14 protein-coding genes are annotated in these 12,008 nt (G+C 54.0%); all 14 read right to left on the reverse strand.

Translation table 11 applies throughout. The features are described 5' to 3' along the window. Positions 1-5: 5 nt before the first annotated feature. Positions 6-1,292, reverse strand: a complete 1,287-nt coding sequence (gene rseP / locus ACFSW5_RS11695; RefSeq protein WP_379273053.1) for an RIP metalloprotease RseP — start codon at positions 1,290-1,292, stop codon at positions 6-8. A 133-nt stretch (positions 1,293-1,425) separates the two neighbouring features. Further along, positions 1,426-2,565 carry a 1-deoxy-D-xylulose-5-phosphate reductoisomerase gene (locus ACFSW5_RS11700; protein ID WP_379273055.1) on the reverse strand — a complete coding sequence of 380 codons (1,140 nt, stop codon included), beginning with the start codon at positions 2,563-2,565 and terminating at the stop codon, positions 1,426-1,428. A 13-nt stretch (positions 2,566-2,578) separates the two neighbouring features. Beyond that, the gene (locus ACFSW5_RS11705; protein WP_379273057.1) at positions 2,579-3,382 is read right to left on the reverse strand and encodes a phosphatidate cytidylyltransferase; all 804 of its coding nucleotides are present in this window, start codon (positions 3,380-3,382) and stop codon (positions 2,579-2,581) included. 154 nt (positions 3,383-3,536) lie between these two features. After that, the gene (locus ACFSW5_RS11710) at positions 3,537-4,301 is read right to left on the reverse strand and encodes an isoprenyl transferase (protein ID WP_379273060.1); all 765 of its coding nucleotides are present in this window, start codon (positions 4,299-4,301) and stop codon (positions 3,537-3,539) included. A 307-nt stretch (positions 4,302-4,608) separates the two neighbouring features. Then, complete coding sequence (gene frr, locus ACFSW5_RS11715; protein ID WP_379273062.1) at positions 4,609-5,163, reverse strand: ribosome recycling factor; 555 nt, start codon at positions 5,161-5,163, stop codon at positions 4,609-4,611. After that, the gene (gene pyrH, locus ACFSW5_RS11720; protein ID WP_379273064.1) at positions 5,163-5,891 is read right to left on the reverse strand and encodes a UMP kinase; all 729 of its coding nucleotides are present in this window, start codon (positions 5,889-5,891) and stop codon (positions 5,163-5,165) included. The genes frr and pyrH overlap by 1 nt, the downstream gene beginning before the upstream one ends. A gap of 115 nt (positions 5,892-6,006) precedes the next feature. Further along, positions 6,007-6,657: a translation elongation factor Ts gene (tsf, locus tag ACFSW5_RS11725; protein ID WP_379273066.1), complete on the reverse strand. Its 651-nt coding sequence runs from the start codon at positions 6,655-6,657 to the stop codon at positions 6,007-6,009. Positions 6,658-6,793: 136 nt separating this feature from the next. Then, entirely contained in the window at positions 6,794-7,492 is a 699-nt protein-coding gene (gene rpsB / locus ACFSW5_RS11730) for a 30S ribosomal protein S2 (protein WP_379273068.1), read from the reverse strand. A 177-nt stretch (positions 7,493-7,669) separates the two neighbouring features. Further along, a complete protein-coding gene (locus tag ACFSW5_RS11735) occupies positions 7,670-8,251 on the reverse strand; it encodes a hypothetical protein (protein ID WP_379273070.1) in 582 nt (193 codons plus the stop codon). Continuing rightward, positions 8,241-8,837 carry a DUF6115 domain-containing protein gene (locus ACFSW5_RS11740; RefSeq protein WP_379273073.1) on the reverse strand — a complete coding sequence of 199 codons (597 nt, stop codon included), beginning with the start codon at positions 8,835-8,837 and terminating at the stop codon, positions 8,241-8,243. The genes ACFSW5_RS11735 and ACFSW5_RS11740 overlap by 11 nt, the downstream gene beginning before the upstream one ends. A gap of 162 nt (positions 8,838-8,999) precedes the next feature. Beyond that, a complete protein-coding gene (locus tag ACFSW5_RS11745; protein WP_379273075.1) occupies positions 9,000-9,326 on the reverse strand; it encodes a hypothetical protein in 327 nt (108 codons plus the stop codon). Between the two features lie 43 nt (positions 9,327-9,369). Beyond that, positions 9,370-10,776, reverse strand: coding sequence for a DUF342 domain-containing protein (locus ACFSW5_RS11750; protein WP_379273077.1), 1,407 nt, complete (start codon positions 10,774-10,776; stop codon positions 9,370-9,372). Positions 10,777-10,791: 15 nt separating this feature from the next. Continuing rightward, positions 10,792-11,574, reverse strand: coding sequence for a FliA/WhiG family RNA polymerase sigma factor (locus ACFSW5_RS11755; RefSeq protein ID WP_379273079.1), 783 nt, complete (start codon positions 11,572-11,574; stop codon positions 10,792-10,794). Positions 11,575-11,579: 5 nt separating this feature from the next. Further along, positions 11,580-12,008 carry a hypothetical protein gene (locus ACFSW5_RS11760; RefSeq protein WP_379273081.1) on the reverse strand — a complete coding sequence of 143 codons (429 nt, stop codon included), beginning with the start codon at positions 12,006-12,008 and terminating at the stop codon, positions 11,580-11,582.

Here is a 12,008-nt window from a genome sequence, read left to right on the forward strand (position 1 = left end):
ACGGCTTATGGCTCCCCTCTTACCAATCGCAAAATATCATTATAAGTTACTACGAGCATGAGCAGCATAATCAAGGCGAATCCGATAAAATGCACCATGCTTTCTTTATTCGGGTGAATCGGCCGTCCGCGCACCGCTTCCAGTCCGATGAATATAAGGCGGCTTCCGTCAAGCGCCGGAATCGGCAGCAAATTGAAAATGCCGAGATACAGGCTGAGCAGCGCCGTCCACGACGTAAGCTGGGTAATGCCCTGCTGCGCAATCTGGCTCGTCACTTCGGCCGTGCGCACCGGTCCGCCGAGATCGTCGAGCTTGAAATCGCCCGTTATAATTTTTTTGAACCCTTCGAAAATGCTGATCGTCATGTTTTTCATCAAATTGCCGGCGCCCGTAATCGTTTCTCCGAAAGTGGCGTGCCTCGTCGGGATGACCGGATACTTGGCCGTAATGCCGATCTTGCCTACCCCTTCCGCATCGGCAACCGGCGTCATGCTCAGCTGCTTTTTCTGTCCGTCGCGAATAATATCGACCGTCACGGGAACGCCCGGCGAAGCGCCGATAATTTCGATCATTTTGTCAAAATCCGCCCCGATAGGCGTTCCGTTAACCGCCACGATGATATCGTCCGAACGCAGGTCCTCTTTCTGTGCGGGCATTCCTTCCGTTACTTCGTTGACTAGAATATGGTCCGGCTCCGCCGTCGGGATACCCGCCATCTGGATGTAGGCGCAGAACAATACGAACGCCAGCACAAAGTTCATGGCCGGTCCCGCAAAAATCGCAAGCGCCCGCTGCCCTGTCGTTTTGCTTCCGAACTGGCGGTCGTACGGCGCGATTTGCGTTTCGTTGCCCTTCGAGATCATGAGCGCTTTCGGGTGAACGTCGTACCGCTCAAGCTCTCCTTCCACGTTCATGCTAATAAATAGACGGCGCTCCAAATCCATATCCGTCACTTCGCCGCGGATCACGCTTTTTCTTTCGTCCAGCCGGTCTAAGTAAATTTTCGTAATTTTGCCTTCCTTGAGCCGTACCGCAATCGTTTGTCCGGGCTGGACATCGACGATTTCCGGGTCTTCGCCCGCCATCCGGACATAGCCTCCCGCCGGCACGAGCCTAAGCGTATAGCGGGTTTCTCCGCGCTTGACGGAAATAAGCTTGGGGCCGAATCCGATCGCAAATTCCCGAACAAGAATGCCCGCCCGTTTGGCGAAGAAGAAATGTCCCCATTCATGAATCGTCACGATGACGAAAAATACGAGCACAGTCAAGAAAACGACCTGAATCATATGCATAGCCTTGCCTCCTGTTCGTAACGGCCTGTACATAGATTATCATTATTCTCGCGCACGATACAAGAGAACCCGATTCAGGCATGCCGAAACGGTTTCCTCGCCTTAATTCAAGGGCAAGCTGCCAGCTCAAAGGCTATACGTTAGCCGCGGCTTCCCTTGCCCATGCGTCGACTTCGGCGATCGCTTCCAGACTGTCCGCGCCGGCCGCCGTCAGCTTGCCGAGCACGGTTTCGATGACGCGCTCGATGCCGAGGAACGATATTTCGCCGTTCAAAAAACGGGCCACGGCCACTTCGTTGGCGGCGTTAAAAGCGGTCGGAGCCGCTCCCCCCGCACGTCCCGCCTCAAAAGCGTATTTCAAGCACGGGTAACGCTCAAAATCCATTTGCCGAAAATGGAGCTTGCCGATAGCCGCCAAGTCCATCCGGCCGGCCGGCGAAGGACGGCGTTCCGGATACGTCAGCGCGTATTGAATCGGCACGCGCATATCCGGCAAGCCCATCTGGGCAATGACGCTGTAATCGTCGAATTCGACAAAGGAGTGAACGATGCTTTCGGGATGGATCAGCACATCGATCTGATCGTAAGCAGCTCCGAACAGCCAGTGCGCTTCGATCACTTCCAGCCCTTTGTTGGCCATCGTGGCCGAATCGATCGTCACCTTGGCCCCCATCGACCAGTTCGGATGGTTCAAAGCTTGCTCGACGGTTACCCCTTCCAGCTCATCCCTCGATTTGTCCCGGAAAGAGCCCCCCGAAGCCGTCAGCGTAATGCGCCGGACCGATTTGCGGTCTTCCCCGTTCAAGCATTGAAAGATAGCGGAATGCTCGCTGTCCACCGGCAAGATGGAGACGCCTTTGTTCGCCGCGCGCTCCATAACGATATGCCCGGCGGTCACAAGCGTTTCCTTGTTGGCGAGCGCAATCGTTTTGCCTTCTTCGATCGCCGCCAGCGTAGCGGGCAGCCCCCGGCTGCCGACAATGGCGGTCACGACCGTATCCGCATCCGTTCCGGCTGCGACCTCCGACAGTCCTTCTTCGCCGTAGACGATCCGCACGGAAGCCGGCAGCTCGCGCCTCGCCTGTTCGGCCAGCTCTTTGGTCGCGAGACAAACGATCTTCGGATGAAATTGCTTCGCCTGGCGAATAAGCAGCTCGACGTTGCTGCCGGCAGACAACCCTGCGATTTCGTACCGTTCCGGATCGCTCGCAACCACGTCGAGCGTCTGGGTTCCGATGGACCCCGTCGATCCGAGTATCGTAATTTTTTTCACCTGCGGTTTCCTCCTAATTCGGCAGCAGGCCGGTCAGATGCAATAGCGGGAATACGATAATCCAGCTGTCGCAGCGGTCCAATATGCCGCCGTGACCGGGAAGAATGCGGCCCGTGTCTTTAATGTTGCGGACCCGTTTGTACGCCGATTGAATCAAATCCCCGAATTGCCCGGCAACCGCTGCGATCAAGCCTATCCATATTGCGCTATGTATCGAGATCCCGTCCGGGTAAATAGCCGTGGAAACCAAAGCGACGACAAGCGACAGCGCTATGCCGCCCAAGGCGCCTTCCACGGTTTTGTTCGGGCTGATGGACGGCCACAGCTTATGCTTGCCAAACGCGCGGCCGGTAAAATAAGCGCCGATGTCCGACGCCCAGATGCACCCGAAGCACAAAAAAGTCAAAAACAAGCCATGGTCTTCGATGCCCCGCACCTGTATCATCGCGGAAAAACCGTAGCCAACGTATAAAGCGCCAAGCAGCATAAGCGCGGCGCTGTCGATCGTTTTATTGTTTTTGGTGATGACCGTCATGGCAAGCACCGCCAGCAAAAGCAGCCATACGACAGCCGCATCGGCCGGAGGCGTAACTCCCCATGACGACCATGGCAATACGAAAATCAACACGCCCGCAAATCCGATTAAGGAAAGCGGATGATGCCACTTTTCGCCGTTCATCCTGACATATTCCGCGTATCCGATGAGCGCGAGCGCGATTAGCAATAACGTGTACATCCAGCCGCCCGCGGCCGCGAGGGCGATAAACAATCCGCCGGCCAACAAGCCGGTTACGATTCGTTGTTTCAAGTATGTCACACTCCGATAGGAAGCTGAGAAAACCTCAAACGAGGCCTTTCGAAGATGAACGAACTAAAGGTTAGCCAAGCAAACTCTTCGAAAGCAACTGGCAGATTTTATCGCAAATTAACAATTTCGGGTTCCCGATGAAACGAAATAAACTCTTATCCGTTTATAAACCGCCATACCGCCGCGCCCGGCGCTGATACTCCTTAATCGCCTCATGGAAATGCTCTTCCGTAAACTCCGGCCAATAGACGTCCGTGAACCACATCTCGCTATAAGCCAGCTGCCATAACATAAAATTGCTAAGCCTGATTTCCCCGCTGGTGCGTATCAGCAAATCCGGATCCGGCAGGCCTCCGGTCAGCAATCGGGACGACATCGCGTTCTCGTCGATATCTTCAACCGACATCTGACCGTTCCTCACTTCATCCGCAATCTGCTTGACGGCCTCCAGCATTTCCATGCGGCTGCCGTAATTCAGAGCAAAATTAAGCACCAGCCCTGTATTTCCGGCGGTTTGGCGTACGGCTTCTTCAACGGCTTGGAGCGTGTGGGACGGCAATTGCTGCGAATAACCCATCATTCGGACCTGCACATTGTTCTGAACAAGCTCCGCCAGCTCAATTTCAAGAAATTCTTGAGGAAGCTTCATCAAATAGTCGACTTCCGCCTTCGGCCGCTTCCAATTTTCCGTCGAAAAAGCGTACAGCGTTAAATATTTGACGCCGAGCCGATCGGCTGCCATCGTTACGCGTTTGACCGCCTTCATTCCGGAGTGGTGTCCTGCAACCCGCGGCAAGCCCCGGTTTTTGGCCCACCGGCCGTTGCCGTCCATAATGATGGCAACATGCTGCGGGATGTTGTCCGTGCTTGCCGGTTCAGCAGACTGCTTGGATGGCTTGTCTGGTTTCCCCCAAAGCCGCTTGATCATTTCGGTTCCTCCTGCACGGATTTAAGAAAAGCTTCTATCGAAGTATCTCAAAGTAGCCAGACCGCTTTCTGCGGAAGTTTTTCGTGCCGACAGAAAGTCAGATCGCTTTCATGCTTTAGCGAAGTTTAACTTTCCAGTGCGGTAAGAAAATCTTCTACCGAAGCCTCTTCGATGAAGGGGCCCGACTTCAGAGGTAGCTTTTCGTTCCAATCGGAAAGATCTTGGGTACGCCAGCGCAGTACCAAGCTTAAACTTTCCGATGTTCAAAAACCAAACCCCACCTGTCTTAGGAGGGGCTTGCTCGCTTTTATACTTCCATAATTTCCTTTTCTTTGGCGCTAAGCACCTTTTCCACTTCCGCAATATACTTGTCGGTCGTTTTTTGAATATCTTCCTGATGCCGGCGCGATTCGTCTTCGGAGATCGAATCTTTTTCCAGCTTCTTAATGTCTTCGTTTGCGTCTCGGCGAATGTTGCGGATTGCGACTTTTGCTTCTTCGCCGAATTTTTTCGTCAGCTTCACCAGCTCCATCCGCCGTTCTTCCGTAAGCATCGGAATCGTAATCCGGATGGCGCTTCCGTCATTGGAAGGCGTAAGCCCTAAGTCCGACTTCAAAATCGCTTTTTCGATCGCAGCGATCGACGATTTGTCCCAAGGCTGGATCATAATCGTCCTGGAATCCGGCGTGTTGATATTCGCCAATTGGTTGATCGGCGTCAACGCCCCGTAATATTCGGCTTGCACGCGATCAAGCAACGAAGGGGTCGCGCGGCCGGCGCGCAACGTGGAAAGCTCGCGTTTTAATGCGGCAATCGCTTTCTCCATACGTTCTTCTGCGTTTTTTTTCACTGCTTGTGGCACTACTTAGCACTTCCTCTCACAATAGTTCCGATTTTCTCGCCCAGCACTACCCGTTTTATATTGCCCTGCTCTGTAATGGAGAACACAACCAGCGGAATATTGTTGTCCATGCACAAGGAAGAAGCGGTCGAATCCATAACGCCCAAGTTTTTGTTCAGTACGTCCAAATAAGTCAATTCTTCAAATTTAACGGCGGTGCTGTCCTTGAACGGATCCGCGGAATATACGCCGTCGACTTTGTTCTTCGCCATCAGAATGACTTCCGCCTCGATTTCGGCGGCGCGCAGCGCGGCCGTCGTATCCGTCGAGAAGAACGGGTTGCCCGTTCCCGCCGCAAAAATAACGACGCGTCCTTTCTCGAGATGACGAATGGCGCGGCGGCGAATGTACGGCTCTGCAATTTGCTGCATGGCGATCGAAGTTTGGACTCGCGTCGGCACTTCGATCTGCTCCAGCGCGTCCTGCAGCGCAAGAGAGTTCATGACGGTCGCCAGCATTCCCATATAATCGGCCGTAGCCCGATCGATTCCTTTTTGCGTACCGGCAATGCCGCGCCATATGTTTCCTCCGCCGACGACAATCGCGACTTCGACGCCAAGCTCAACGACGGACTTCACTTGCTCGGCAATGGAAGAAATGACGGACGCTTCGATGCCGTAGCCGTTTTGTCCCGCAAGGGATTCTCCGCTGACCTTCAACACAATACGTTTATAAACTGGCCTCTCCAACGTTTCTACCTCCATCGTGCCCTAGTCGGAAAGGGCTTTATTTAAGAACTTCCTTACAGGCTTGCAAATATAGAAAGAAGGCGGGGCGGAATGCCGCCCCGCCTGTGCGTTCGGTTTACAGCTTTGCTTGAGCCATAACTTCTTCGACGAAGTTGTCTTGCTTCTTCTCGAGGCCTTCGCCAAGTTCGTAACGAACGAAGCGACGGATCGAAATATTTTCGCCGATCGAGCTGATTTTCTCGTTCAGAAGCGTCGAGATTTTTTTGTCCGGATCTTTTACGAACGATTGTTCGAGCAGGCAATATTCTTCGAAATATTTCGACAGGCGGCCTTCAACCATTTTTTCGACGATGTTGGCCGGTTTGCCTTCGTTCAGCGCTTGCGCCTTCAAAATTTCGCGCTCTTTGTCAAGCTCCTCTTGAGGAACGTCTTCGCGGCGAACGTATTTCGGGCTTGCAGCGGCGATTTGCATCGCGATGTCTTTCGCGAACGCTTTGAATTGATCGGTCTTCGCTACGAAGTCCGTCTCGCAGTTGATTTCCACAAGGACGCCGATACGGCCGCCGGCGTGGATGTACGATTCGATAACGCCTTCCGTCGCGATACGGCCGGCTTTGCTTGCCGCCGCGGAAAGTCCTTTCTCGCGAAGAATTTCGATTGCTTTCGTGATGTCGCCGTTAGCTTCGTCCAACGCTTTTTTGCAATCGAGCATACCCGCTCCGGTTCTTTCACGAAGTTCTTTTACTGCACTAGCGCTTACTGCCATTATTTAACCCTCCTGAAAAAATTTCATGTTCCAAGCCTTATGTCTAGTATGTTCAAGCATCTGTTATATGTTCAAAAAAAGGGCGGTGAGAGGCTTTCACCATCTGACCACCCTTTATAGGCATACGGAGCAATAATTATGCAGTCGTTTGCTCGCCTTGGTTCGCTTCGACGATGGCATCGGCCATTTTGGAAGTGAGCAATTTGACAGCACGGATTGCGTCGTCGTTGCCCGGGATAACATAGTCGATTTCGTCCGGATCGCAGTTCGTGTCGACGATGCCTACGATCGGGATGCCAAGCTTGCGTGCTTCGGCAACCGCGATGCGCTCTTTACGCGGGTCAATAACGAACAGCGCGCTAGGCAGGCTGCGCATACCTTTAATGCCGCCGAGGAATTTCTCGAGACGGTCTTTTTCTTTGCGAAGGATGATAACTTCTTTCTTAGGAAGAACTTCGAACGTGCCGTCTTCTTCCCAAGTTTCGAGCTGGCGCAGACGATCGATACGTTTTTGAATCGTTTGGAAGTTCGTCAGCGTACCGCCGAGCCAGCGCTGGTTGATGTAGAAGTTGCCGCAACGTTCAGCTTCTTCTTTAACGGAGTCTTGGGCTTGTTTCTTCGTGCCTACGAACAGAACCGAGCCGCCTTCCGCCGCGATCGAGCGAACGAAGTTGTAAGCTTCTTCGACTTTCTTAACCGTTTTTTGCAAATCGATGATGTAAATTCCGTTTCTTTCCGTGAAGATATAACGATCCATCTTAGGGTTCCAACGACGAGTCTGGTGACCGAAGTGTACCCCAGCTTCGAGAAGCTGTTTCATGGAGATAACCGCCATTCTTCAACACCTCCTGTAAAATGGTTTTTTGTGTGTAAGCACCCTCCGCCGGTCGCATCTTCCGTTAAAACTTCCGCTTTGGAAGCACCGTTAACAGAATTGACAGGCGTGTGTTTTTAACACCGTCAACTAATATACCATAACTATATACGCCGCGCAACATGTACTTCGCGCCGCTTATTTCGCGGCTTGCCCTTCCGCTTCCTCCAGCGCCTTGCGGATCAGCTCCGCCTGTCTCGCGCTTAGCGGCATGCTGCTCACGATGCCGATCGCTTCGTCCAGGTCGGCTTCTCCCGCAAACAGAAAATAGCCGGCTCTTACCGGCTTGCCGAGGCTTTTCATCCGTTTGACGAACGCCGAGGCATCTTCGATAATATGCTGCTGCGCCAAAAGCTCTCCCGTTTCCTTCAGTCCCATGCCGGCCTCGATCTTAATCAAATTCCAGCTCCGGGAACCGTTCTCTCCGCTTGGCGCCGGGGTTACGGAAGATGGAGCTGCGCCGCTTCCGGAAGCGGCGTCCGGCTCGGACGATGGGGCCGCGTCTTCGCCTCCTTGGACTTCCGCTTCCGCAGTACCGTTGCCGGATGCGAGCAATTCGCCCGCCCCCGATTGCCCGGAGCCGCTTCCATCCGTCTCCGCGGATGCCGGAGCCAGCGGCACTTCCGCCTGACGTTCCCCTATCAGCATCAGCTGCAGCAGCAAGGCGCCGCATATGATGCCAAGCCCGAGGCCGCCTATAAAATACCGTTTATTCGCCATGAGCCGCCGCCTCCCGTCTGGCGAGCTGCAGCACGAGCTGGACTTCTCCCTTGTTCATCCGAAGCCGCTTGGCGATCGCCTCGACCGACTTGCCTTGGCGATACAGCTCAAGCAGCTCCGCGTATCGGCTTTGCAGCGTCGCGTTTTTCTCCCCGCTGCCCGAATCCGCCGAAGCTTCCTCCGGTTGTTTTTCTTCCGTTTTCGCTTCTTCCGACGCCGGCGCCGATAACATTGTGCCGGCATTGGAATCATCCGTTCGCTTCGCCTTAGGCAGCTCATTCGGCGAATGTCCCGGCGCCGCGAGTCTCCCTGCTTCAATAGCCCGCTTCAACTCGTCGAGCTCCCGCTCGAGCCGGTCGATTTTGCGTGCCTGGCTATCCGCCCGGTCGTTCGCTTGCTTTAACGCCTCGACGACCAATTCAGCCAATTCTTTATTGTCATGCTCCATATTTTCCATGAATTGCTCGAGCGCCAGCTCCATCTTGCCGAGCGACTTGGCCGAATCCGGCTCCTCCTGCTTCTTGCGCGGCATTGCAAACGCGGCCACCGCAACGACGGCGCCAAGCAAAACGATATACTGCCACATGTTCCGACGCCTCCTTCTATGTCGAATGGCCATGCCAAAAGATTAAACGACATGCCGCGTCTCTTCGTTCCGGATAAGCGCTTCGTCGCTCGTTGCGCATTATAAATGAAGAAACGGAGATTCGGGTATCATGTCCTTCCCGGATTTGACGACTTTATCGCTTTACAATGTAAGATCGATATGTTTGCCCTTATAAGGGTGGACCGCCTGAGCCCCGGCCTGCCCGTCCTGTTCGGTCCGTTTCGTTTTTTTGCCGGCTTGCCGCCGATCGGGCGTCCCGCCGTTTCGTTCGTGACCGCGGCCGATATGAGGCTCGGCCGACGGCTCCGCCGGCGTATTTTTGGAACGTTGCCGTTCCGTTTCCTCGGCCGCCTGCCCGGCAAGCATCTGCTGCTCGGCAACGAGCCGGCCCGTCGCCTGAGCCTGGGACGCGCCTTGCTCCGGCGTACGGTGAACGGATATTTGCTGGTCAATCGGTTGAAAGGTCATTGCCCGCCTCCTTCATACCGTTAACGTACGTTTTGCCCTGCGTTCAGCCGACGTAAGGGCTCGCCGCCACTTCTCCGTCCGCGTACTGCAGCAGGATCCGCTTAAGCGGATCCTTTATAAATTTCGTATAACGGCCGATGACGACCTTCGTCCCCCCGTAAATGACGTTCAGGACGGATACTTTTGCTTTGTCCGTATTTTCGAGCTCCTGTTCGATTTCCAAAATCCGTTCCATCGCCGAGTCGATCCGGGTACTCGCCTGGCGCTTCGTGGCCAACAGTTGCATCCGCATGTTCATTTTTTCGGGAGTGAGCTTGTCCGCGGCCGCAAGCTGATCCAAAATAACAAGCGCCTTGTCGGTTTTATCCATGCTTTCCTTCAGCTGCTTGACCAGCATCCGCTGCTCGATCAGCTCTCCCCTGAGCTCCGGCAGCACCCCGACTTCCACGACGGTAGCAGTGGACATCGTATTCCCGATCGTCCGGGCCGTTACGCTCTCGCCGGCCTGAATCGTTCCGCCGACGATTAGGCCTTTCGCCCCGGTACAATTGATCCTCTTGCCCGCCCGCACGTTCGAATGCATGATGCTTTGCGAAACTTCCACCTCTTCGCCGGCGATGACGTTAGCATCTTGAATAAAGGAACTGCGAATGTTGCGACCGGCTTTCACATAGCCCTTATTTCCGGCCATGATGCCGCTCGTAATTTCGATCGAGCCCTCGGATTCGATTTCGGCGCCTTCGACGCCTCCCACGACGCGGATATCCCCGGCCGCTTTCACTTTGAAACCGCTTAAAACATTTCCTCTAATAACGACCGTACCGACAAAATCGATGTTTCCGACCCGGTAATCGACGTCCCCGTTAACTTCGTATACCGGAAACACATTGATTTTGTCTTTGTCCGTCAAAGTGACGAGGCCGTCGATCGTCGAGTAGATGCCGGTCTGCTCCGGATTGACGACGACGTTTTTGCCCGGTTTAAAACGGGCCGGCTTCCCCGGCTTCGGAGGAATGAGCTCGCCGGTTACCGTTTTGCCCGGCGGCCCGAGCTTCGGGTCGACCCGCTCGGCAATCAATTGGCCCGACTTGACATTGCGAAGCTGGCTAATCTCTTTAAAATCGACTTTGCCGTCCTGCGTTTCGGCAGGACGGCGCTCCTTCTGTTCCATATCGTACAGGAAACGGATTTGTCCGTCCGCTCCCGGCTTTGCATCGTCTCCGACCGCGATCAGCGTTTGTTCCTTGCTGTATACGACCGGATCTCTGCATATGTTGTGAATGGCTTGCGATTGAAGGCCGTGCACGATTCCTTTGCTTCTGATGAATCTCTCGAGCTGCTCGGGCGTGCAAGCGAACTCGTCCGTAATATAATTGAAAAGCAAGAAGGCGGACAGTTTATCCGGCGATGTCTGGATGCGAAGGTGTGATTCCAGCAACTGATCGTCCATCTTACTCCCTCCCTTCTAATTCTGCATAAGCTGATCTTTATGCTTCGCTAACGCTCCACGCAGCCTTAATATCGCTTTCGAGTGGAGCTGGGATATTCTAGACGGTGAAAGCGACATCACCTCGGCGATTTCGCTTAGGGAAAGCTCCTCGTAATAGAATAGGGAGATAACCGTTCGTTCTTTCTCTGTCAGCTTGTCTATACCTTGAATAAGAGATTCTTTCAAATAAAACTCGTGGACTTTATAATCGGGATTTTTCGCTTTCTCGTCGACAAGCAGCGACAATCTCGTTTCCGCTTCCTCTTCGCGAATCGGGTCTTCCAGCGAGCAAACCGTCGTGACGGCGATCTCCTGAAGGATGGAGGCGAATTCCTTTTCGGTAACGTTCAAATAACTGCTGATTTCGGCGTCGGTAACGGAGCGCATATATTTCTGTTCGAGCAGCTGATAAGCTTCCTCCACTTTTTTCGCTTTCTCGCGCACCGAACGGGGAACCCAATCCCCTTGCCTTAAACCGTCAATGATTGCCCCGCGAATCCGCCACGAAGCGTACGTCTCGAACTGGTTGCCGCGGGAGTAGTCAAACTTCTCGATGGCATCGATTAGCCCCATGACGCCGTTGCTCCCCAGGTCGTCCTTGGAAACGGTCTTGGGGAGTCCGATCGCCATCCGGTTGACCGCGTAATCAACAAGCGGCAAATAATGCTCTATCAATTGTTTTTTGGCATCCATATCGCCGTCATCTTTCCAAGCCTGCCACAGCAGCAATGTATTCTGCGGCTTTTTTGCCACTACCATCTTCCTCACCCTCCTGTAAGATGACGTACGGCCTTCGCTAATTGCTCAGGATCATTGCTTTGCGTAGATACGAGCTTCGTCGGGTTTAGCGGCTTGAATTCCGCCTGATCCGCCGATCCGGCGCCCGGCGCCCCGGTATCCTCTTTTCCCCCTTTCGGCTTCAGCAGCTCGTTCAAATTCTCGCTTTCATCGGGCGTGCGAAGATCAAGCTGCGTTCCTTTCAGCGCTTCGAGAACGGGTTCTTTGGCCGGAGCCGACTTCAAGATTTGCCCGAGCGCCAAGCGCAAAACGTAACCGAGCAGAAAAAACGCGGCCAAAGCGTATACGCTGCGCAGAAGGACGACGGGCAGCGGGTTTTTGCCAATCGAGAAAAGAATCGTCAAGACGGGGCCTAGCAGGCCAAGCCCGACATTCCATCGCCATGTTCCAAGCAT

Origin of the sequence: Paenibacillus thailandensis, assembly GCF_042685365.1 — a bacterium.
Lineage (GTDB): Bacteria > Bacillota > Bacilli > Paenibacillales > Paenibacillaceae > Paenibacillus_AP > Paenibacillus_AP thailandensis.